Origin of the sequence: Halarchaeum acidiphilum MH1-52-1, assembly GCF_000474235.1 — an archaeon.
GTDB classification, from domain to species: domain Archaea; phylum Halobacteriota; class Halobacteria; order Halobacteriales; family Halobacteriaceae; genus Halarchaeum; species Halarchaeum acidiphilum.
The window spans coordinates 1-21,376 of record NZ_BATA01000003.1; the positions used below are offsets into that span (position 1 = coordinate 1).

The window sequence follows — 21,376 nt, forward strand, 5'->3', positions numbered from 1 at the left end:
GGATCGGGGACCGCGTCCGCATCGGCGAGACGAGCGGCATCGTTCAGGAGATGGACGTCTTCGTCACTCACGTCGAGGACGACGGCATCGAGCACGTCGTGCCGAACGCGCACGTCTTCGAGTACGGCGTCGTGAAGGAGCGCTAGTCTCGGTCGTCGCGTTCGAGTTCTTCCGCCGGCACGCCCGCCACCGTCGTCTCCGGCGGGACGTCCTCGACGACGAGCGAGTTCGCCGCGACTTGCGCGTCGCGCCCGATCGTGACGCCCGGGAGGACGACGGCGCCCGCGCCGATCATCGCCCGCTCGCCGACGACGATCTCGCCCGTCCGGTACTCGTCTTGGAGGAACTCGTGACAGAGGAGTGTGGCGTCGTAGCCGACGATGGCGTCGTCCTCGACGGCGAGCAGTTCGGGGAAGAAGACGTCGGGCGTCGCCTCCAGCCCGAAGGAGACGCCGTCGCCGACGGTCATCCCGAGGAGCCGGTAGAGGGCGACCTTCAGCCGGAGGCTCGGCGAGTGACGTGCGATCACGATGCAGGCGTAGTTGAACGCGACGCGCAGCGGTCCCTTCGCGTCCGGCCAGTGGCGGAGGGCGTTCCGGACGCCGGGCGTCGGGTGGCGCGCCAGTCTGTCGTGGCGGCGATCGCTCATACGCGTCGTTCGTCGCCCCGTGGTCGTGAAACCCGCGCCCGCACGCCCGCCCCGGTTTTCGACGTCCGTCGTAGACAGGATTTATGGTCGTCGTACCCCATCGTACGTGCAACGAGATGCAAGCGCGACAGATGCCGAAGGGAATTCCCGAAGCGGTCGAATCGGCGCGGGGCAAGCTCGTCTATCTCTTCTTGCAGTTCCACGAGGGCGCGACCCTCGACGAGCTTCGCGACGGCCTCGACCTCCAGCGAATCACGCTGTTCAGCGTCCTCAAGACGCTGCGAGAGCGCGGCGTCGTCGATCGCGACGGCGAGAAGTACGTTACCGCTCGACCGGCCTGAACTCGCCGGTGACGTCCCAGTCGTGGATGCAGGCGACCTCGCCCTCGGCTCCGTCGGGGACGCGCCACGCGTTGACGTCCTCGTTCCACGACTCCGTTCGTCCGCATCGCACGCAGGATCGTTCGTCGGGGGATCGAATGGTGAGACTCATACGCATACGTAATGCGTCGACGAGTAAAAGCCTACGCTTCTGAGGCAAGGATTGTCACGCCCGATCGCGGGTTCCTCACGGTCGTTACTGCCAGAATCCGTCGAGCTTCGGTCCGAGGAACTCCGGCGTCATCCGGACGAACTCCCCGCGCTCCTCCGCACCGAGGTAGTCGTGGACGGATCGCGGAGCGTCCGCCGTGTAGCGCTCGTCGACGAAGACGCGGACGCCGCGCTCGTCGCGTCCCCGGACGACGCGCCCGATCGCCTGTCGTGACCGGCGCACCGCGGGGACGGTGAGCGCGTACTCGAAGGCGTTCGCCTCGCCGAAGGCGTCCGCGTACGCCCGCTTCACCGCCCGGATCCGCGGCGACGCGACGTTCACCAGCGGGACGCCGACGACCGCACAGCAGTGGAGTTTATCGCCGTCGTAATCGACGCCCTCCGTCAGCGTCCCCCGCGTGGAGGTGACGAGCACCTTCCCCGGCCCGCGGAAGAACGCGCGCTTCAGTCGCTCGGTCTCCTCGTCGCTCGAACTCGAATCGACGAGCACCTCCTTGTCCACCGCGTCCGCGAGGTAGTCGCCCGCCCACGCCGCCTCCCGGTAGTTCGGCATGCAGACGAGGACGTTCCCGTGGCTCCGCGCGAGCGTTCGCAGGACGTAGCGGTACTGCTCGCGCGTCGCGTTCGCGTTCTCGCTCGTCGGCTCCCCGCGATTCCGCGCGGTGAACGCCTCGGCCGCCACCGTCCACGACGCCCGGTTCTCCTCGGGGAACGGCAGGTCGTACGAGCGCTCCGCGACCGGCCGCGACTCGTCGCCGTCGCCCGCGAGCGCGTCCAATCCGACGACCTCCCGGAAGACGTCGATCGGTTCGAGCGTCGCGGACATCAACACGCCCCCGCCGAGGGCGGCGAACACGTCGCGCACCGCCTCGCCCGGCATGCAGTTGTACGTCACGACTCCCGCCGTGTACGTCGCCTCCCACGGCTCGCCCGAGGGGGCTTCCTTGGGCGCGTGTTCGAGTTCGATCTCGCGGAAGTGCGTCGCGTGATCGCGCTCCCACCAGTTCGTGAACGCGCTCCCGACGGCCTCGCAGACCGTCGCGCGCTCCTCCTCGTCGAGGACGTCCTCGACCGCCGTCCCCACGGTTCGGAGGCGCCGCCACAGATCGCCCGTGTACCCCTCGCGCTCCGCCCACCGCGTCAGGTCGTCCGGCTCGGCGACGTCCGGATCGCGCAGCGGGAGTTCGACGTCGCGCGCCGGCCAGTCCCGCTCGCTCCCGAACTCCTCGTCGAGCCGCTGGGTCACCTCGCCCGTCAGCCACGCCGCGACGTCGTCGTAGAAGTCCCGCGCGCGCTTCACGTCGCCGACCGTCACGTCGAAGTCCGCGAGGTGCGCGGCGAGTTCCTCCTTCGCGCTCTCGCTCTGATTCGCCCGCGCGACGAGATCGCTCATGTCGTTGCGCGCCCGCCGAAGCGTCTGCCGGCCGACGCGCTCGGAGAGCAGGTCGCGCACGCGCTCCTCGATGCGGTGGGCCTCGTCCACGATGACGAACGTGTCCTCGCCGACCACGCCCTCGAGGAGCGGCCGGCTCTGCGGGTCGAAAAGGTGGTTGTAGTTCCCGACGATCACGTCTGCGGTCTCCAGAAGCACGCTCTGCACGCGATGGGGACACGTCCCGGCCTCGACGGCCGCGGGCAGGAGGTCGCGCGACGTGACGACGCGCTCCTCGCCCGCAGTGAAATCGATCGGCGATCCGCGATTGCGCCCGTACCAGTCCGCCTCGAACGGACAGAACAGCGGCTCGTCCGCGTCGAACTCCGCATCCGCGCTCGGCTGGACGGGGACGTACGGCGAACTCGCACCCGCCGTCTCCAGCGTCGACTGATCGATGGACTCCCGGCCCGGACGCGCGCTCTTCGCGAGGTCGCGCGCCGTCACGGGATCCCACCACGCGTCATCGAGATCCTCGTCGGTCCGGATCGCGGTGAGATCGTCGATCTCCGCGCCGTCGTATCGCGATCCCTCATCGCCCGCCTCAACGAGTCCGGCGGTCGTCTCCCGCAGATCCTCACAGCGGTCGTGGACGCCGACCTCGGCCGGGAAGACGTCCTCGCGGCCGTACGGACAGAGGTCGCGTTTGCCGACGAGCGCCACGCTCCGCAGGGGATCGTCGCTCCCCGCGTTCATCGTCCGGAGGTCGTCGACGAACTGCCGGAGCTGCTGTTTGACGGGCGTGACGACGAGGACGTTCTCGTAGACGCCCGCGTCGCAGAGCGTCGCGGCGGCCGTCAGCGCCGCCATCGTCTTGCCCGTCCCGCAGGCGCCCTCCATCGCGAGATAGCCGTTCTCGCGCCCGACGTCGATGGCCGCCTCGATGGCGTCCGCTTGGTTGTCGTAGGGTTCGTCGAAGCCGAACCGCTCGCGCCACGCGGTCCCCGTCTCGCCGCCGACGTCGGCGTCGCTCATTCGTCGAAACTGGGACCCGCTCGCATTTGAGTGTCAGGATCAGCGGTCGAGATCGAAATCGAGGTCGAGCGGCACCGCGCCCTTCGCGTATCCCTCGACGCGCCCGCTCGGGCGCACGCGGAAGACGACCGCCGGTCGGTGTTGGACGTCCGGCTCTTCGGCGAGCAGCGCGCGCCAGTCGTCGTCCGGGAAGCTCGAACAGTCCACGAGAAGCGTCGCGCCGCCGCCGTGTTTCGCGAGTTGGCCGTCGGTCTTCGTCGCGACGGTGTCGCGCACGGCGGCCGCGGGCGTCCCGGCCGAGCGCTCGTCGACCGGCAGGGGGCGCGTCACCTCGACGAGGTGGGCGTCCGATTCGCCCGCGCGCTCCGCGCGGAAGTCGAGGGAGTGCCCGGTCGTCACCTCGATCTCGGGCGTGACGTCGTAGCCGGACTCGGCGAGGAGCCACGCGGCGTCGAACTCGCCCATCGCGGCCGCGGTCCGCGTCAGATCGAGGTATTCGGAGGTGCCGAGCTTGCCCGCCATCACGTGGCGGTACTCCTCGAAGACGCCGGTCTTCAGGAAGTCGTCGTAGAAGCCGAGCGCCGCGTCCCGGTCGGCGTCCGGGAACCCCGCCGCGTGCTCGCGGAAGAAGGTCCGGGTGGTCTCGCGGCCGTCCTTCGAGCAGAGCACGGGGAGGAAGAACCACGAGAGGTAGGTGTAGTCGGCGAGCCACGTGGCCTCCTCGTGGAGACCGGCGAGCAGTTCGCGCTGTGCCCAACGCGAGACGTCGAACGGCGCCTCCGTGAAGCTCTCCTTCTCCGTCCGCCAGAGGACGCTCGGCGTCTCCGTGTTCCCGAGCCAGTACGCGCCGTCACCGTCCTCGCGGTACGCGAACAGCGCGACGTCTCCGTTGTCCATCTCGAAGCGCCGCGCCGCGTACCCCGACGGCGGCCGATACCACGGCGACGTCGCCGCCGCGCCGATGTTCGCGTCGAGGTCAGCCAGCAGTTCTTCGCGGACCCGTCCCGGAGTCCACGATTCGTTCGAGCGCCTGAACCGAAGCGGCTGAGCCACGAGCGTGGATAGACCGCCCGCTCGTTTACGTCTTCCGTCGAGCGCGTCAGGCCGACGTGAGCGGCCGATAGAGGACGGCGTCACGCGCCGGGCACTGCAGGACGCCGTCGCCCTCGCGGGCGCCGCGGGCGTCGCAGTCGCTGCGACCGGGTGTCAAGTCGTGCGGAGCGTCGGGGTTCTCGCTCGACCCCGAATCGCCGCGAGTGCGATCCGCTTTTGCCCCCGACGGTCCCAGCCTGCGGCGTGCGCGACACCGCCACCGATCAGTGGCTCTCCGCGTGGGCGGGCGCGAACGTCGCCATCGGCGCGCTCTCGCTCCTCGTCCCGCTCTTCGTCGTCGGACTCGGCGGCACCGCCTTCGACCTCGGCATCTGCTGGTTCGCGACGTCGATCGCGATGGTGCCGGGCGCCCTCGGCGTCGGGAGTCTCATCGATCGCACCGGCCGCTATCGCCCGTTCGCGCTCGCCGGTCTCGGCGGCATCACGGTCGCCACCGCGATCCTCCCGCTCCTCGACACCGTCGGCGCCGTGATCCTCGTCGACGCCGCGCTCTGGCTCTGCGTCGCGAGCGCCACGCCGGTCTTCACGACGCTCATCCTCGCCGACGCCCCCGAGCGCGAGTGGAACGCCCGCATCGCCCGCCTCAACCGCTATCAGGGGTACGGGTGGGCCGGCGGTCTCGTCCTCGGCGCCGTCTGGACGCGCCTCACCGGCGGTCTCCTCGCCCCGCTCGCGTCGTCGTCCGTCGTCCTCCCGGGCGGCGCGAGCGTCGGTCCCGCCCCCCTCCCCGTCCAGCGCTCGCTCCTCCTCGTCTGCGTCCTCCTCCTCGCCGCGGCGACGCTCGCGGCCGCGCGCTGGCTGCCGTCGGCCGGCGGCGCACCGCATACCGCCGACCTCGCCCGCCGTCCGCGCGTCCTCCGCACCGTTCGCGGGACGCTCAGCCCGCTCCTCCCCGGGCGGCTCGTCTCGCTCGCCCGGACGTCGAACCCGCGCGCGCTCCTCGGCGGCGTCGGCCGCCCGCTCGCGGTCTACCTCGCCGCCGTCTCCGTCTTCTTCGCCGGTTTCAGCGTCTTCAGCGCGCCGCTCCCCGACTTCCTCGCGGGCGTCGGCTACGGCGACGACGCCGTCTACGCGCTCTACGTCGTCTCCAGCCTCTCCTCCGCGGCGTTCTACGCGGGCGCGGGCGCGCTCGCCGACCGCTACGATCTCCGGCGCCTCCAGACGGGCGCGCTCGGCTTCCGCGCCGTCGCGTTCCCCGCCGTCGCCGCCGCGGCGTCGGCGCTCGGCGCGCCCTCGGTCACCAGCCTCGTCGGCGTCGCCGCCCTCAACGTCGTCGTCGGCCTCTCGTGGGCCGTCGTCGCCGTCACCGCGAACACGCTCGTCGCGCGCTACGCCGCGCCGGGCCGTCGCGGCGCCGCCCTCGGACTCTACACCGCGCTCTCCTCGGGCGCCGGCGGCGTCGGGGGTCTCCTCGGTGGCTGGCTCGCCGCCCGCACCGACTACCTCCTCACGTTCGGCGTCGCCGGCGCGCTCGTCGTCGTCGGCGGCGCGGTCGTGTTCGCTCTCGGACGAGCCGCCGATCGCGACGGGAACGCGGACGCGGACGCGGACGCGACGGCGGCCGTGACGGACTCGTGAATCGCCGCGCGTTCGCGGCGCCGCTGTCTTTGCGAAAGGCCCACATACGGCCGCGCCGTACACGATCGCGTGAGCGATACGACGGCGTCGGTGGGGGACGCCTCGGGTCTCCAGTTGACCCTGACGGTCTGGCACCCGGGCTGTTGGTCGATCGAGGTCACGGCGGAGACGGCGGGCGGGCTGCTCGCGCACGCCGTCTACCGGACCTCGGACGGGAACGTCCGGAGCCTCTTCACGGCGTACGGTGACACGGCGGCCGAGGTCGACGCGCTCGTCGCGGCGATCCGCGACTCGGAGCGCACCCGTTCCGTCCTCGAACTCGAGGAGCGCTACGGTTCGCGCGAGGCGACGCCCGAGGCCGGCGGCGCGGCCCGGGAGCTGTTCGTCGAGGAGGAGCCGGGACACTCCGTGAACGACGCGTTCGTCTCGCGCGGCTTCCTCCACGACCAGCCCATCCGGATCGTCGACGGCGTGGAGTTCTGGCCGGTCTTCTACCGCGGTAGCCGCGCGGAACTCGAAGCCGCACTCGAGGAGATCCGCGAGACGCGCGACGCGGAGATCGAGGTGACGCGAATCTCGTCGAGCGGCCCACCGCGTGGGTCGACGCTTCGCCGGGTCGATCGCCTCTCAGAGGCCCAGCGCGACGCCTACGAGCTCGCGCGCTCCGAGGGGTACTACTCGTGGCCGCGGGCGATCACGGTCCGCGAGCTCGCGGCGAAACAGGGCGTGGCGAAGACGACGTTCCTCGAACACCTCCGGAAGGCCGAGGCGAAGCTCCTCGATCCCTAGGTCTCGATCCCTCTAGGTGAGGACGGCGCGCGCGCGGCGAAGCGGAGGTTCCCCTTGCGTTCCATGACGCGCCGGTAGAAGTACCGGAACCACTTGCCGCCGTAGGTGACGTACTGCGACATCCCGTACTCGTCGTGGAGCGGCTTCGCGTAGTCGATCATCGCCGGGTCGTGGCTCCCGACCGCGATCTCGCCGCCGTCGTAGTGCTCGAAGAGGTACGCGAGGTGTTCCGCGAGAACGCGCGTTCACCGCCGCTTTCGGCGAGTCGACGTCCGTTCGTTTCGCGCCCGTCCGGCGCGGACCGACACCCGTCCATGGTCGGGGACAACGTTATTTCCCGCCTTCGGCTACTGATGGTCGTTACATGGCATCACACACCAATTCGTTCGACCGTCGTGACTTCCTGAAGATCGCGGGGGTGACCGGGACGGCCGCGCTCGCCGGTTGTACCGGCGGTGGATCGGGCGGGGACGGTGGGAGCGACACCTACACCATCGGCATGGTCGACGCGCAGACGGGGTCGCTCTCCGAGTTCGGCACGCGCAACGAGCGCGGGCGGACGCTCGCGCTGAGCGACGTGAACGACGTGGGCGTGAAGGACGGGACGCTCTCGCTCTCCGTCGAGGACTCCCAATCGACGAATCAGGGCGGCGTCTCCGCCGCGCAGAAACTCGTCAATCAGAGCGGCGTCCCCTTCCTCATCGGCACGGTCGGCTCCGGGGTCAGCATCGCCATCTACGAGTCCGTGATCAAGGGGACCGACGTCGTTCAGCTCAGTCAGAACTCCACGGGACCGAAGCTCACCGACTACCCCGGTCTCCTCCGCATGAGTCCGACCGGGAAGACCCAATCGTCGGCGATCGCCGACCTCGTCTCGAAGGACGGCCACGACAGCGTCGCGCTGACGTACATCAACAACGAGTACGGCTCGGGGATCGCCGACGCCTTCAGGTCGTCCTTCTCGGGCGAGATCGCGTACGACGCCGCCCACGATCAGGGACAGGCGTCCTACTCCAGCGTCATCACCGCGATGCACCAGTCGGGCGCGGACGCGTGGGTGTTCATCACCTACCAACCCGAGTTCACGACGATGGCGCAGGAGGCCTACGATCAGGGGTACAGCAACGAGGACATCGACTACTACGGCGCGGACTCCGTGAAGGGGACGAAGGTCATTCAGAACACCCCGAAGGGGAGCATCGACGGCATGAAGGTCGTCGCCCCGTCCGCGGCCGTCGATCAGGACAACTACAAGCAGTTCGCCTCGGCGTTCACGGACGAGTACGGGAGCGAGCCGACGGCGTGGTCCGCGTACACCTACGACTGCGTCGTCACCGCCGCGCTCTCCATTCAGGTCGCCGACGACTTCACGGGGAAGGCGCTCAGCGACGTCGTCCGCGACGTCACTCGCCCCGAGGGGCAGAAAGTCAAGACGTACGAGGCCGCCCACGACGTCGTCGCGGACGGCGGGAGCGCGAGCGACATCGACTATCAGGGCGTGAGCGGCCCGATCGACCTCGACGAGAACGGCGATCCGGAGGCCTACCTGCAGGTCTTCGGGGTCCAAGACCACTCCTACGTGTCCACCGGCTTCGTCTCGACGTAAGAAGGGCACGTATGTCAGCAACACTCCAATATCTCGTCAACGGACTGGTCTACAGCGGCGTCATCGTCCTCGCGAGCATCGGTCTCAGTCTCGTGTACAGCATCCGCGGATTCGCGAACTTCGCGCACGGCGACACGATGACCGTCGGCGCGTACGCCGCGCTCCTCGCGTTCTCGGGGACGTCCGCGCTCCTCGTCGGCGGCGGGAACGCGACCGCCGGCGGCGGTCTCGCCGGTCTCCTCGGCGGTCCCGCGGCGTTCGTCGTCGCGCTCGCCGTCGGAATGGTCGTCGCCGCCATCGTCGCCATCGCGAGCGAGCGCCTCGTCTACTCGAAGCTCGACACGAGCGCGGTCGGTCTCCTCATCGCGAGCATCGGCGTCGCGTTCGTCATGCGCGCCATCGTCCAGATCCTCTTCGGTAACATCCAGCAGGCCTACGCGCTCCCGCGCTCCGGGCCGCTACCCGGCTTCGGCGCGCTCGGCGTCGCCGTGACCGCGCGCGACGTCGTCGTCGTCGTCGCCACCATCGCGCTCGTCGCCGCACTCCACGTCCTCCTCCAATACACGAGCCTCGGGCGACAGATGCGCGCCACCTCGGACAACCGCGATCTCGCGCGCGCGTCGGGGATTCGGACGAACCGCATCGTCGATGCCACGTGGGCGATCGGCGCCGGACTCGCCGGTGCGGGGGGCGTCTTCCTCGGCCTGAGCCTCCGCCTCCAGCCGCTCATGGGATTCAACCTCCTGCTCGTCGTCTTCGCCGCCGTCATCCTCGGCGGCATCGGAAGCGTCTACGGCGCGATGATCGGGGGACTCGTCATCGGCGTGATCCACGAGCTGGTGCCCGCGCTCTCCACGTACGGCGTCCCGATCAACGCGCAGTACGCGAACACGGTGGCCTTCCTCATCATGGTCGCCATCCTGCTCCTGCGCCCGCGGGGCATCATGGGGGAGGCGGTCTGAATGACGAATCCGATACGCGCGTGGTACGCCGGTCTCACCGACGCCGAATCGAACGTCGCGTGGTCGGTCGGCGTCCTCTTCGTCCTCTTCGTCCTCGGCGTCGCCTCCGGCGTCATCAACCTCTCCTACGGACTCTACCTGCTCGCGCTCGCCGGGATGTACGTCCTCCTCTCGCTCGGGCTGAACGTCCACTGGGGCTACGCCGGACTCATCGACTTCAGCGTCGCCGCGTTCTGGGGGCTCGGCGCGTACGGCACCGCGCTCGTCTCCGCGCGCGACAGCCCGCTCGGCTTCACCGTCGATCCGATCGTCGGTCTCGTCGTCGGCCTCGCGCTCGCCGCCGCCGTCGCCGTGATCATCGGGATCCCGACGCTCCGCCTGCGCTCCGACTACCTCGCGATCGCCACGCTCGGTCTCGCCGAGGTCATCCGCAGCGTCATCAACAATCAGAGCACGTGGACGAACGGCCCGAGCGGGATCCTCGGTCTCCCGCTCTTCTTCGGCACGTGGCCGATCCTCGGCGACGTCCCCCGCGGCGCGCCGACCTACGCTCTCGACGTCTGCCTCGTCGCCGTCTTCGTCGGCGTGACGTACTGGGCGCTCCGGCGTCTCCACCTCTCGCCGTGGGGGCGCACCGTCCGCACTATTCGCGCGGACGAGGACCTCGCTGAAGCCCTCGGGAAGAACGCGTTCCGCTTCAAGATGGAGGCGTTCGTCGTCGGCTGCGTCGTCATGGCGCTCGCCGGCGTCTTCTACGCCCACCTCCAGCTCGCCATCACGCCCGGCGCGCTCGATCCGACCCAGACCTTCTACGTCTGGATCGCCGTCATCCTCGGCGGCAGCGGATCGAATCGCGGGGCGTTCTTCGGCGGTCTCGTCCTCGTCCTCATCGTGCAGGGGACGCGCTTCCTCGGCGGCGTCCTCCCCTCGAACTTCCCCTCGGCCGCCGTCCGCCTGCTCGTCATCGGCGTCCTCATCATCGCGGTGATGTACGCCCGCCAAGAGGGCGTCCTCCCGGCACAGCACGAACTCATCACGCCCGGCACGACGGAGGGAAACGATGAGTGACGACGCGATCGCGGACGGTCCCGTCACGGGGAAGCCCGATCCCGTCCTCGAAGTCCGCGGGCTGGAGAAAGCCTTCGGCGGCCTTCAGGTCACGGACGACGTCGATCTCGACGTCGAACGCGGCACCATCACGGGACTCATCGGCCCGAACGGCGCCGGGAAATCGACGCTGTTCAACCTCGTCTCCGGCTTCTACGAACCCGACGGCGGGACGGTCCGCGTGAACGGTACGGCCGTCACGGGCGCGGAACCGCACGCGGTCGCGAACGCCGGACTCGTCCGGACGTTCCAGACCCCGCGGAAGCTCGAAGGGATGACCGTCCGCGAGGCCATGCTCGTCGGCCCACAACACCAGACGGGCGAGAGCGTCCTCTCCGTCTTCACCAATCGGGGGCAGGTGGTGGCCGAGGAGCGAGCGAACCTCGAACGCGCCATGGAGACCCTCGAACGCTTCGAGATCGCGCGGTTCGCCGACACGCCCGCGACCGAACTCTCCGGCGGGCAGATGAAGCTCGTCGAACTCGCGCGGGCGACGATGACCGATCCCGACATTCTCCTGCTCGACGAACCGATCGCCGGCGTCAATCCGACGCTCGCGAACAAGCTCAAGGGGTTCATCCGCGACCTCAACGACGACGGTATCACCTTCCTCGTCATCGAACACGACATGGATTTCATCATGGATCTCGCCGATCCGATCGTCGTCCTCGATCAGGGCAGCGTGCTCGTCGAGGGCGATCCGGGTTCGGTGCGGACGGACGACCGCGTCATCGACGCGTACCTCGGGGGACCGCTCGATGAGTGATCCCGTCCTCGAACTCGACGGCGTCGAGTCGGGGTACGGCGACGTGCAGGTGCTGAACGGACTCGACATCCGTCTGGAGGCGGACGAGATCGTCTGTCTCGTCGGCCCGAACGGCGCGGGGAAATCCACCGCGCTGAAGACGGCGTTCGGTCTCCTCGAACCGTGGTCGGGGAGCGTCCGACTCCGCGGCGAGGAGATCGGCGGCACGCCCCCCGAGGACGTCGTCCGCCTCGGCGTCGGCTTCGTCCCACAGACCGAGAACGTCTTCGGGAGCCTCACGATCGCGGAGAACCTCAAGATCGGCGGCGTCTCCCGCGACGGCGGCGTCGGCGCACGCGTCGAGGAACTCTACGAGCGCTTCCCCTTGCTCCGCGAGAAGCGCACCGCGAAGGCCCGAACGCTCTCCGGCGGGCAGCGACAGGTGCTCGCGTTCGCCCGCGCGCTCATGACCGACCCCGACGTGTTGCTCATCGACGAGCCCTCCGCGGGTCTCGCGCCCAACACCGCACAGGAGGTCTTCGAGGACGTCGCCGCCGTCAACGACCTCGGCACCGCGATCCTCATGGTCGAGCAGAACGCCCGGCAGGGTCTCGCCATCAGCGATCGCGGCTACGTCCTCGATCAGGGCCGCGTCGCGTACCACGACGACGCCGCCGAACTCATGGACGACCCTGAGGTCGCGGAACTCTACCTCGGCGGATAGCACGCGAACGTCGTTCGCTCGCGCCTTTTTAGCCCAGGTTTTTGCCGCGAGTGGTCCGCGACGCGGACCCGAGCGGGAAAAAAGTGGGAGCTGATGAACGACCCTGAGGTCGCGGAACTCTACCTCGGCGGATAGCACGCGAACGTCGTTCGCTCGCGTCCCCTCACTTCTTTCGCGTCTTTTCGCTCCCTCTCGAATCGCGGGCGATCGCGACGCTATCGGATCGCCCATGAGTCGGATCCAGCCGCCTCAGGCGCGGATTCTGAACATTCGGTCGGAAGCCAAGGGAGGGATTTGAACCCTCGAATTCTCGATTACAAATCGAGTGCTTGAACCGCCCAAGCTCCCTTGGCGCGTCTCAGGGTTCGTCGGCCTTCCTTGTGTGCGTATCGCTTTCCCCCGGCTTCTCGAGGACGTGGCGTTGGGGGCGATAGCCGCGTTCCTCGTAGAGGGCGCGCGCCCGGTCGTTGTCCGCCATCACGGAGATCGAGAGGACGTCCGCGCCGGCGTCGCGGAGGGCGCCCTCGGCGGCGTCGAGCAGCGCGCTTCCGATCCCGCGTTCTCGCTGGTCCGACTCGACGTAGACGTTATCGACGACGCCGCGATCGACGTCCTCATCGTAGAGTCCGGTCTCGACGTGGTACATGGCGAACCCCACGGGGGCGTCGGTCCTGAGCGTGCGCGCGACGACCGCTCGATCGGTGGCGATGTACTGCGAGAGGACGTCGCGTGCGGTCGCGCGGTTCGCCTCCGCGAGGAGGTGCGTGCCGTGCGCGCGCTGGTCGGCGACGAGGGCGACCCAGAGATCGACGAGCGCGTCGAGATCGTCCATGGTCGCCCCTTCGATTCGCACGCCGTCCGGTTCGCGTCGCGCCATCGTCGAGAGGACGGGCGCGCCGGCCTTAGTGGCGTCGCTCGCGCCGCGTCACTCGCCGGTCGGGTGGTAGTCCCAGATGTCGCCCGAGCGCATTCCCTCCCCGACCTGCTTCCAGAAGTCGACTTTGTCGTCGTACTCGTCTGCCTCGACGTGCTCGAAGATGTCCGCGACGGAGACGACCCGCTGGTAGTTGATCCGCACGGGCTCGTCGCCGTACTCCGCGACGAACTCGTCCTTCTCGAGCGGGAAGTCCTCGTCCTCGTCGACCTTCTTCGAGAGGACGGCCATCCCGTACTTGCGTCCGCCCTCGCTGCCCTCCTCGCCGTCGGGGTCGTGCGGCCAGTCCCGGCCCGACTCGTCGTACATGTCCTCCATACATCGTCGTGCGGTAGGGGTACCCAAAACGGTTACTCTCCACGAACGGGTCGTCGAGTCCGATCGCCGCGTCAGAAGGGAAACGGTGAGGCTGGGATTCGAACTGGACGAGACTCCCAGTGATCGTCTCGTATGCTCGAATCCAGCGTCCCGTTCGTCTCACGTTGTTCGACAGAAACGGTGAGGCTGGGATTCGAACCCAGGAGGCTGAATGCCACCGGTTTTCAAGACCGGCGCGATAGGCCGCTCCGCCACCTCACCGCGTGATGGCTCGTTCTCGTCGATGCCGTATGCGGTTTTCGGCTTCGTCCCGTCGCGCGCGCGACGGATGCTACCCGTCGGTCGGTTCGCCCTCGTCCGAGACCACCCGATCCAGCGTGTCGACGAACGTCTGGCGGCGGATGGGCTTCGTGAGGTAGCCCGCGACGTCCGATTCGTTCAGATGCATGTCCTGCTCGTAGGCGCTCACGACGAGGATCTGTCCGTCGAAGGTGGTGTCGGTGAGTCGCTCGACGACCTCGGCGCCCGCGAGGTTGGGCATCCGGCGGTCGAGGACGAGCACGTCGACGTCGGCGTCAGCGGCGGCGAGCGCCGCCTCGCCGTCCGCGGCGCTCCGGCAGTCCCAGCGGTCGCCGGACAGCCAGAGCCGGAACGTCTCGCGGAGCTCGTCGTTGTCGTCGGCGAGTAGGATGGTGTTCGTCCGGTCGCCGGCGGCCGCTTCGTCGGACTCCGAAATCGGCACGAGGAACTCCTCGCCGGCACCGCAGACCTGACACGTCGCGTCCGAGCGCAGGATCGAGAAGTTCTGCGCTGTCGAACACGCCTCACAGATCATCAACGCCATCGGATGGTTCCTCCGGACGCCCGTCGGACGCCCACTATTCGTGACATACGCGCGTACCATTCCGAAGGGGGAACGCCCTCCTAACGGTTTCGGTCACTCGGGTCGTCATCCCGGTCCGACGGGGCAACGAATCGGCGGCGCCACGGCTCGCGGGCGGCCCCGATGACCTACCGCTCGGTCTCTAGAGGTCTCGGCTCCGCGAGAGGCTCTGGAGCGGCCCACCACACGCCTCACAGACCCGCGTCTCCGGAGCGACGACGCGCGCCCCACAGCGGAGACACTCGTACGTTCGACTGTCCTCCGTCTCGACCGTCGGTCGCATGCTAACGGATAGCACCCGACACGCAATAAGCGTTTCCCGGATCGCACTCGTTCGCGCATCGGCTGTCCACGTCTCGACTCGATCGAACACCGAAACGACCGAACACCGACTCGATCGAACACCGGTCCCTTCGAATATCACTTCCTCAGCGGACGAGCGTCCGCTCACCGGATTTCTCGACGACCCGGACCGAGAGGTCGTCGAGGAACGCGGCCGTGTGCGCGGGCACCGACCGGCCGGCGCGACGGCGCGCCACGACGCGCGGGATGAGCGTCCGCAGGTCCGCGCCCGTCCGCACCGTCACCGACGGCGGCAGGAAGTCCACGTCGAGGTCGGCGTCGCGCGCCCGCGCCGTCAGCGTCTCCAGTTCCGGGACGGCGTACGCCCCCGCGAAGTCGATCGGCGTCCCGAACGCCGCGTAGTGGACCCGGCCGTCCGCGGCCGGCCCGAGGACGACGTCGCGTCGCCGCAGTTTCATCGCCGCCGCGTCGAGCGCCGACCGATCGAGCAGCGGTGCGACCGGATCCGCCACCGCGACGGACGTCTGGTCTTCCGCTTCGAGGAGGTGCGTCACCGTGTTCCCCACGCGAGCCTCGCGGCTCGATCCGACCTGCACCTCGAAACGTGCCTCCGCCATCTCGTCCTCGTCGAGCGCCTCGGCGGCGAGATCGCGGACCGCCGCCTCGCTCGACCGTTCTCGGACGTACGGCTCCGGAAGCAGGTCGTCCGGGCGATAGTTCACGAGGAGATCGCCCCCGCTGTCCGCGCCGGCGCGCAGGAGGTCCTTGGTCATCGCGCGATAGAGTTCGACGGTCTCGGCCGGCGTCAGCGGCGACGTGTCCACCAGTCGAGGGAGAACGAGTCCCTCGCGGGGCGGCTCGACCATTGCGACGAGGAGCGTCATGGCGTTCTGTCGGCGTCCGCCGGCCTTCAACCCCGCGCTGTTCTTGCACGATGTACCTGTCGTCCCCGGCACTCCGTTCTTCCGTCCCCGATTTCCGGTCTCCCCTTCTCCTCCACAGCCTATCGGCCGCGACGGCCCTTCGTCTGGCGGTAATCCGTCTCCCTGAGGTCGAGGAACGCCGTCACGAACGCGTCCATCTGCTCGTCCGTCATCGCCTCCGGGTGGATCATCGGCATCAGCTCGAAGCCTCGTCCACGGATCCGTTCGGCGTGGTGCTCGACGACGTCGAGTTCCTCGACCGGCGTCGTCGTGTACTCCACGCCGATCTCCGCGAGCGCGCGCTCGCCCACCGGCACGATGATCTCGGGATTGATCATCCGGAGGTCCGCGTTCAGAAACGGCTCGCACGTCGCGACCTCCCCGTCCGTCGGCGTCCGTTCCGGGTGACGACAGCGTGTCAGATACGTGATGTAGGCGTTCTCGATCTCCGGCTCCTCGCTCGACGGGAGGGAGTGGTTCAGGCCGATCTGCCCGAGGACGTCCTGAAAGCGCTCGCCGACCGGATCGCCCGTGAACGGCACGCCGGTCCGCTCGGCGCCCGCGCTCGGACGCTCGCCGACGAAGACGAAGTCCGCGCCCGCGTCACCGTAGCCGTGGACGACGCGCTCGCGGACGTCGCAAAGCCCCTCGCAGTTGCGACACTCCTCGTCCATCCCGAACGGGTTGTACCGAGTCTCCTGCGCTACGTCCATGCGCTCACGTCGCGCGCGCCCCGCAAAGGCGTGCCGACTCGCCTAGCATCGCCCGTCGAACCGTGGGCCTACTCCGCGCGCGTCTCCGCGTCCTCGGGATCGTTCTCCGGACTCGATGGGTGGTAGTCGGTGTCGTACTCGCCCGGCTGATCGTCCATTCGATCGGGGTTGATGCGCCCGCCGAGGAGCATGAAGTCGAGGATCGTCAGCCGGCACATCGCCTCGACGACGGGGACGCCGCGCGGCGGCAGCACGGGATCGTGGCGGCCGATGACCTGCGCGGTCTTCTCCTCGCCCGTCTCCCAGTCCACCGTCGTCTGCTCCGAGGGAATCGACGTCGGCGCGTGCAGCGTCAGCTCGCCGTAGATCGGCTGGCCGGTCGTGATACCACCTTGGAGACCGCCGTGGTCGTTGCCGACGGGCGTCGGATCACCTACTCGCGGCTCGTCACCGCTCGTTCGTTCCGAGGCGTCGGACGCCCCGTTCTCGTCGAACGTCCAGTCCTCGTTGCGCTCGCTCCCGCTGTACTCGCGCGCGTCGCGCCCGAGACCGAACTCGAACGCCGTCGACGCCGGCACAGACATGAGCGCCTGCCCGAGTCGCGCCTCGACGCTGTCGAAGCGCGGCGCGCCGAGTCCCCGCGGCGCGCCCCTGATTTCGAAGTAGATCGATCCCCCGATCGAGTCCCCGCGCTCCTGATACTCCTCGATGCGTGCCTGCATCGCCGCCGCGGCCTCGGGATCCGCACACCGCACGTCGTTCTCCTCCGCGTGTTCGAGCATCTCCTCCCACGACACCTCGCCGGCCTCGATGTCGTCGATCTGGTTCACGTGCGCCTTCACGCGCACGCCGTTTTCGCGGAGGATCTTCTTCGCGATCGCACCCGCCGCGACCCAGTTCACCGTCTCGCGCGCGGACGAACGCCCGCCGCCGCCCCAGTTGCGCGTGCCGAACTTCGCGGAGTACGTGAAGTCGCCGTGCGACGGTCGCGGCGCCGTGATGAACGGCTCGTACTTCCCCGAGCGTGCGTCCTTGTTCTCGATGGTCAAACCGATGGGCGTTCCCGTCGTGTAGCCGTCCTGTACGCCCGACTGGATCGTCACCGCGTCCGGCTCGCCGCGCGACGTCGAGATCATCGACTGACCGGGCTTTCGCCGATCGAGTTCGCGCTGGATGTCCTCCTCGTCGAGTTCGAGGCCCGCGGGGACGCCGGAGACGGTCGCGCCCATCCCCTTCCCGTGGCTCTCACCGTACGTCGTCACCTGAAAGAGCCGCCCGAAACGGTTCCCGTTCATTACTACGAGGTTCGGCCGCCCGCGCTTAAAGGCCTTGCAAAACGCGCAAAAACGGACCCCTCCGGCGGCCGGGAGTTCGTCGACGGACGGACGTTCATCCGTTAAGACGCATCCACTCAGGGGCGTGCCCTGAACGAGCGCTCGGGGCGGGCGCGCGAAATCCGCCGGCACCCCGCTCCGATCCCCGACTCCCGACGCCGGCGTGTTCGCCACTCGATCGCGCCGCTCTACTCGCGCGAGACGCTCACACCGAGTTCGTAGAGCGTGTCGAAGAACCCCGGGAAGGAGACGTCCACGTCCTCCGCACCGGTGATCGTCGTCTCACCCTCCGCGACGAGCGCCGCGACGGCGAGCGCCATCACGACGCGGTGGTCGCCCAGCCCCTCGACGGCGGCGCCCTCGAGATCGCTCTCGCCGCCGTGGACGATCAGCGCGTCTCGTTTCTCCTCGACCGCCGCGCCCATCTTCGCCAGTTCCTCCGCCATCGCGCTCACGCGATCCGTCTCCTTGTAGCGGACGTGCTCTGCGTTCACGATCTCCGTCGTCCCATCCGCGGCCGCGCCGAGCGCCGCGATCGTCGGGAGGAGATCGGGCGTATCGCCGACGTCGACCGTCGTCCCCGACAGCTCGGAGCGCCGCACGACCGCGCGGCCGTCGTCGCGGTGCCAGTCGAGGTCCGCGCCCATCGCTTCCAAGACGTCGAGGATCGCGCTGTCGCCCTGCGCGCTCGGATAGACGCCGCGCACCTCGACCTCCGGGTCGCCGGCGAGCGCGCCCGCCGCGAGCAGGTAGGACGCCGAGGAGAAATCCCCGGGGACGGCGTACTCGCCCTCCGGCGGCTCGTACGTCTGTCCGCCCGCGACGCGGTAGCCCGTCTCCGTCTCCGTCGCCGTCACGCCGAAGTCGTCGAGTAGTTCGAGCGTGATGTCGACGTACGGCGCGGACTTCAGTTCCGTCGAGAGCTCGATGTCGACCCCTTCGGCCGTCACCGCTCCGGCCATCAAGAGCGCGGAGACGAACTGCGAGGAGACGTCGCCGGGGATCGTCACCGACCCGCCCTCGACGGGGCCCTCGACGACGAGCGGGGCCTGCCCGTTCCCACGCGTCGATCGCGCGCGCGCGCCGAGCTGTTCGATCGCGTCGAGGAGCGGCGCCTGCGGGCGCGAACGCAGCGAGACGTCGCCGGTGAGGACGGTCCCACCGTCGACGAGCGCGGCCGCGCCGGTCGCGAGGCGCATCGTCGTGCCCGAGTTCCCGCAGTCGATGACGTCCGGTGGGGCCTCGGGGGCGCCGGCGAATCCGTCGATTTCGAGCGTGTTCTCGACCACGGCGACGTCGCCGCCGAACGCCTCCACCACGCCCATCGTCTCTTGCGTGTCCGCCGACTTCAGCGGGCGACGGACGAGCGCCCCCTCCGAGTAGCCCGCCGCGAGGATCGCGCGGTGGGTGTAGCTCTTCGACGGCGGTACCTGCGCGTCGCCGTGCACGCGCGACTGCGGGACCGTGACCTGCATACGCGGTGAGGACGCGAGAGGCGTCCGTAAGCGTTCCGGGGCACGCCGTCGGTGCGCGCCCGACTACCCGCCGGCAAACCCTTTTGTCATCGCGGACGGACCCCCGCGTATGGACGACGAACGCGACTACGCCGCACTCGACGCCTTCCTCCGCGAGGCGGGCCGCGACGGCTACCTCCTCCACGCGAGCGCCGACCTCGCCGATCAGTACTACCTCTCCGGCTTCGACGCGCCCGATCCGTTCGTGACCCTCTACACGCCCGAGACGACCGCGCTCCTCGTCTCCGGGCTGGAGTACGGCCGCGCGAGGAGCGAGTCGCGCGCGGACGCCGTGCGTCGGTACGCGGACTACGACTATCACGGGCTCGCGAGCGAACACGGCCGCGACGAGGCGTTCCGACGCGTCGTCGCTCGCTTCCTCGACGAGTTCGACGCCGCCGACGTCGCGACGAACGCGCGCTTCCCGCTCGGCGTCGCGGACGACCTTCGGGCGCGCGACGTGGCGGTGACGCCCGACCGGGACGACCACGTCGGCGACGCGCGCGCCGCGAAGACCGCGACGGAGGTCGAGCACGTTCGCGAGGCCCAGACGGCCAACGAGGCGTCGATGCGTGCCGCCGAGACCCTGATCAGAGAGGCCTCCGTCGCGGACGGCGTGCTCCGGTACGACGGCGGGGCGCTGACGGCGGAGCGCGTGAAGGAGGAGATCGAGGTGACGCTCCTCCGGCACGGGTGTAGCCTCGACGAGACCATCGTCGCGTGCGGCGCGGACGCGGCAGAACCGCACAACCGCGGGAGCGGGCCGCTGCGGGCGAACGAACCGATCGTGATCGATATCTTCCCGCGGAGCAAGACCACGAAGTACCACGCCGACATGACGCGGACGTTCGTGAAGGGCGAACCGAGCGACGCCGCCCGCGAGTTCTACGACGTCACGAGAGGGGCGTTCGACGCGGCGTTCGAGGCGCTCGAACCGGGTGCGACCGGGGCGGACGTCCACGCGGCGGCCTGCGAGGTGTACGAGGACGCGGGCTACCCGACGCTACGCTCGGATCCCGGCACCGAAACGGGCTACATCCACTCGACGGGCCACGGCGTCGGTCTCGACGTCCACGAGGGACCGCGGCTGAGCGAGGGCGCCGACGGGGAACTCGTCCCCGGTCACGTCATCACGATCGAGCCGGGACTCTACGATCCCGACGTCGGCGGCGTGCGCATCGAGGACATCGCCGTCGTCACCGAGGACGGCTACGAGGACCTCACGGACTACCCCGTGGAGTTCGTCGTCGAGTAGTTCTCCTCGCTGGCGAGCGTGACGGAGTGATTGACGAGGTCGTCCATCCGATCGAGGGCGGCCTCGACGTCGTCGAGACCGTCGACTTCGGGATGGGACGCGCGCGTCGCGGTGAGTGCGGCCCGTGCGTTGTCGATGGAGTCCGCGAGGTCATACGAGAGCAGACTCGTGAGTTCCATCAGGTGGTCGCCGCGCGTCGATTCGCCCGCGACGGTCTGGCGGAAGTGAATGGAGAGTCCGTCCTCGGAGGGGTAGGCGCGGACCTCGAAGTGCTTGTCCAGTAGGCCGAACGACTCCTCGAACGTCACGGGATCCTGCGTGGCGATGGCGCGGTGGAACTCCGTGTAGAACGTCGAACCCACCGACTCCGGGAAGACCTCCCAGATGTTCTCGCCGACGATGCGCTCGGCGGTGACTTCGAGGAGGTTCTCCGCCTCCTGATTGATGTAGGTGAAACGCCACTCGCGATCGAGCGCGAAGAAGGCCTCCGTGATGCGCTCGTAGACGTTCCGCGCGAGGTCGTTCAAGAGCGCGACGTCCTGCTCGGCGCGGTAGCGACGGGAGGCCGAGACGAGGGTTTCGATCAGCCGATCGAGACCGTCATCGCCGTCGGCTCGGACGTAGTCGGTGACGCCCGCGGAGATGGCGTCGGCGGCGAGGGACTCGGAGCCGTCGAGGGCGTAGAGGACGAACGGGATCGCCGGATCGGTGTCGCGGACGAGTCGGAGCACGCCGATCGCGTCGATGCCCGTCAGCCGGTCCTCGCAGGCGATGCAGTCGACGCTGTGTTCCGAGAGGCTGTCGACGACGGACGCGCCGTCGGGAGCCGTCACGACGTCGCGATCTCGTCCGCCGCGCCGAGTTCACTCGCGTGCGACCCGCCGGCTCGATCGCCGACGTAGAGTACGCGAACACCGTCGTCCATGCGCTACTGGTACGGTAACACGTGAACGGTGAAAAGCCCGTTG

General features: G+C 69.1%; 23 protein-coding genes, 2 tRNA genes and 1 pseudogene. 10 read left to right on the top strand and 16 right to left on the bottom strand.

Going from position 1 to position 21,376, the window contains the following annotated elements; all coding sequences use genetic code 11:
* Positions 1 to 2: 2 nt before the first annotated feature.
* Positions 3 to 146 (top strand): mechanosensitive ion channel domain-containing protein, encoded by a 144-nt coding sequence (locus AOZ13_RS00925; RefSeq protein WP_267879314.1) that lies wholly within the window; start codon positions 3 to 5, stop codon positions 144 to 146.
* On the opposite strand, the gene AOZ13_RS00930 is transcribed toward AOZ13_RS00925, so the two are convergent.
* Positions 143 to 649, bottom strand: coding sequence for an acyltransferase (locus AOZ13_RS00930; RefSeq protein WP_020221412.1), 507 nt, complete (start codon positions 647 to 649; stop codon positions 143 to 145). The genes AOZ13_RS00925 and AOZ13_RS00930 overlap by 4 nt on opposite strands.
* Positions 650 to 765: 116 nt before the next feature.
* Between AOZ13_RS00930 and AOZ13_RS00935 the strand changes: the two genes are divergently transcribed.
* Positions 766 to 990 carry a TrmB family transcriptional regulator gene (locus AOZ13_RS00935; protein WP_044957419.1) on the top strand — a complete coding sequence of 75 codons (225 nt, stop codon included), beginning with the start codon at positions 766 to 768 and terminating at the stop codon, positions 988 to 990.
* Here AOZ13_RS00935 and AOZ13_RS14315 read toward each other — a convergent pair.
* The 3 genes from AOZ13_RS14315 to AOZ13_RS00945 all read right to left on the bottom strand — a co-directional run bounded on the left by AOZ13_RS14315 (position 971) and on the right by AOZ13_RS00945 (position 4,660).
* Positions 971 to 1,141 (bottom strand): HEWD family protein, encoded by a 171-nt coding sequence (locus AOZ13_RS14315; RefSeq protein WP_020221414.1) that lies wholly within the window; start codon positions 1,139 to 1,141, stop codon positions 971 to 973. The two genes, AOZ13_RS00935 and AOZ13_RS14315, sit on opposite strands and share 20 nt — an antisense overlap.
* Before the next feature lie 84 nt (positions 1,142 to 1,225).
* Entirely contained in the window at positions 1,226 to 3,607 is a 2,382-nt protein-coding gene (locus AOZ13_RS00940; protein WP_021779557.1) for an ATP-dependent DNA helicase, read from the bottom strand.
* A 39-nt stretch (positions 3,608 to 3,646) separates the two neighbouring features.
* A complete protein-coding gene (locus AOZ13_RS00945; RefSeq protein WP_021779558.1) occupies positions 3,647 to 4,660 on the bottom strand; it encodes a DUF5784 family protein in 1,014 nt (337 codons plus the stop codon).
* 150 nt (positions 4,661 to 4,810) lie between these two features.
* On the opposite strand from AOZ13_RS00945, the gene AOZ13_RS00950 reads away from it, so the two are divergent.
* Complete coding sequence (locus AOZ13_RS00950) at positions 4,811 to 6,298, top strand: MFS transporter (protein ID WP_148294548.1); 1,488 nt, start codon at positions 4,811 to 4,813, stop codon at positions 6,296 to 6,298.
* Positions 6,299 to 6,367: 69 nt separating this feature from the next.
* On the top strand, positions 6,368 to 7,087 hold the full coding sequence (locus AOZ13_RS00955; RefSeq protein WP_049933652.1) for a helix-turn-helix domain-containing protein: 720 nt from the start codon (positions 6,368 to 6,370) through the stop codon (positions 7,085 to 7,087).
* Here AOZ13_RS00955 and AOZ13_RS00960 read toward each other — a convergent pair.
* Positions 7,084 to 7,317 (bottom strand): annotated as a pseudogene (locus AOZ13_RS00960) (hypothetical protein); the annotation flags it as partial. The gene AOZ13_RS00955 and the pseudogene AOZ13_RS00960 overlap by 4 nt on opposite strands.
* A gap of 134 nt (positions 7,318 to 7,451) precedes the next feature.
* On the opposite strand from AOZ13_RS00960, the gene AOZ13_RS00965 reads away from it, so the two are divergent.
* Genes AOZ13_RS00965 through AOZ13_RS00985 form a run of 5 tightly spaced genes read left to right on the top strand, consistent with a single transcriptional unit; the run spans position 7,452 to position 12,231 of the window.
* Positions 7,452 to 8,693, top strand: coding sequence for an ABC transporter substrate-binding protein (locus tag AOZ13_RS00965; RefSeq protein WP_020221695.1), 1,242 nt, complete (start codon positions 7,452 to 7,454; stop codon positions 8,691 to 8,693).
* Between the two features lie 11 nt (positions 8,694 to 8,704).
* Positions 8,705 to 9,655, top strand: coding sequence for a branched-chain amino acid ABC transporter permease (locus AOZ13_RS00970; protein ID WP_020221696.1), 951 nt, complete (start codon positions 8,705 to 8,707; stop codon positions 9,653 to 9,655).
* Positions 9,656 to 10,723, top strand: a complete 1,068-nt coding sequence (locus tag AOZ13_RS00975) for a branched-chain amino acid ABC transporter permease (protein ID WP_020221697.1) — start codon at positions 9,656 to 9,658, stop codon at positions 10,721 to 10,723.
* Positions 10,716 to 11,528 carry an ABC transporter ATP-binding protein gene (locus AOZ13_RS00980; RefSeq protein WP_020221698.1) on the top strand — a complete coding sequence of 271 codons (813 nt, stop codon included), beginning with the start codon at positions 10,716 to 10,718 and terminating at the stop codon, positions 11,526 to 11,528. The genes AOZ13_RS00975 and AOZ13_RS00980 overlap by 8 nt, the downstream gene beginning before the upstream one ends.
* Positions 11,521 to 12,231 (top strand): ABC transporter ATP-binding protein, encoded by a 711-nt coding sequence (locus AOZ13_RS00985; RefSeq protein ID WP_020221699.1) that lies wholly within the window; start codon positions 11,521 to 11,523, stop codon positions 12,229 to 12,231. Before AOZ13_RS00980 ends, AOZ13_RS00985 begins: the two co-directional genes overlap by 8 nt.
* A 279-nt stretch (positions 12,232 to 12,510) precedes the next feature.
* Here the strand turns inward: AOZ13_RS00985 and AOZ13_RS00990 are convergent.
* The 10 genes from AOZ13_RS00990 to aroA all read right to left on the bottom strand — a co-directional run bounded on the left by AOZ13_RS00990 (position 12,511) and on the right by aroA (position 19,114).
* Positions 12,511 to 12,584 (bottom strand) — tRNA-Thr (locus tag AOZ13_RS00990).
* 5 nt (positions 12,585 to 12,589) lie between these two features.
* Positions 12,590 to 13,108: a GNAT family N-acetyltransferase gene (locus tag AOZ13_RS00995; protein WP_020221700.1), complete on the bottom strand. Its 519-nt coding sequence runs from the start codon at positions 13,106 to 13,108 to the stop codon at positions 12,590 to 12,592.
* Between the two features lie 48 nt (positions 13,109 to 13,156).
* Positions 13,157 to 13,483 (bottom strand): DUF5785 family protein, encoded by a 327-nt coding sequence (locus tag AOZ13_RS01000; protein ID WP_020221701.1) that lies wholly within the window; start codon positions 13,481 to 13,483, stop codon positions 13,157 to 13,159.
* Positions 13,484 to 13,661: 178 nt separating this feature from the next.
* Positions 13,662 to 13,744 (bottom strand) — tRNA-Ser (locus AOZ13_RS01005).
* Between the two features lie 70 nt (positions 13,745 to 13,814).
* A complete protein-coding gene (locus tag AOZ13_RS01010) occupies positions 13,815 to 14,318 on the bottom strand; it encodes a response regulator (protein ID WP_021779563.1) in 504 nt (167 codons plus the stop codon).
* Between the two features lie 190 nt (positions 14,319 to 14,508).
* Positions 14,509 to 14,649: a rubrerythrin-like domain-containing protein gene (locus AOZ13_RS13710; protein ID WP_020222941.1), complete on the bottom strand. Its 141-nt coding sequence runs from the start codon at positions 14,647 to 14,649 to the stop codon at positions 14,509 to 14,511.
* 145 nt (positions 14,650 to 14,794) lie between these two features.
* Positions 14,795 to 15,553 (bottom strand): glycosyltransferase family protein, encoded by a 759-nt coding sequence (locus AOZ13_RS01015; protein ID WP_021779564.1) that lies wholly within the window; start codon positions 15,551 to 15,553, stop codon positions 14,795 to 14,797.
* Between the two features lie 119 nt (positions 15,554 to 15,672).
* Positions 15,673 to 16,305 carry a uracil-DNA glycosylase gene (locus tag AOZ13_RS01020; RefSeq protein WP_020221725.1) on the bottom strand — a complete coding sequence of 211 codons (633 nt, stop codon included), beginning with the start codon at positions 16,303 to 16,305 and terminating at the stop codon, positions 15,673 to 15,675.
* Positions 16,306 to 16,373: 68 nt separating this feature from the next.
* Positions 16,374 to 17,600, bottom strand: a complete 1,227-nt coding sequence (gene aroC / locus AOZ13_RS01025; protein WP_020221724.1) for a chorismate synthase — start codon at positions 17,598 to 17,600, stop codon at positions 16,374 to 16,376.
* 227 nt (positions 17,601 to 17,827) lie between these two features.
* The gene (aroA, locus tag AOZ13_RS01030; protein ID WP_020221723.1) at positions 17,828 to 19,114 is read right to left on the bottom strand and encodes a 3-phosphoshikimate 1-carboxyvinyltransferase; all 1,287 of its coding nucleotides are present in this window, start codon (positions 19,112 to 19,114) and stop codon (positions 17,828 to 17,830) included.
* Positions 19,115 to 19,223: 109 nt separating this feature from the next.
* On the opposite strand from aroA, the gene AOZ13_RS01035 reads away from it, so the two are divergent.
* Positions 19,224 to 20,408 carry a M24 family metallopeptidase gene (locus AOZ13_RS01035; protein ID WP_020221722.1) on the top strand — a complete coding sequence of 395 codons (1,185 nt, stop codon included), beginning with the start codon at positions 19,224 to 19,226 and terminating at the stop codon, positions 20,406 to 20,408.
* Here AOZ13_RS01035 and AOZ13_RS01040 read toward each other — a convergent pair.
* Positions 20,381 to 21,241 carry a PAS domain-containing protein gene (locus AOZ13_RS01040; RefSeq protein WP_021779565.1) on the bottom strand — a complete coding sequence of 287 codons (861 nt, stop codon included), beginning with the start codon at positions 21,239 to 21,241 and terminating at the stop codon, positions 20,381 to 20,383. The genes AOZ13_RS01035 and AOZ13_RS01040 overlap by 28 nt on opposite strands.
* Positions 21,242 to 21,376 lie beyond the last annotated feature (135 nt).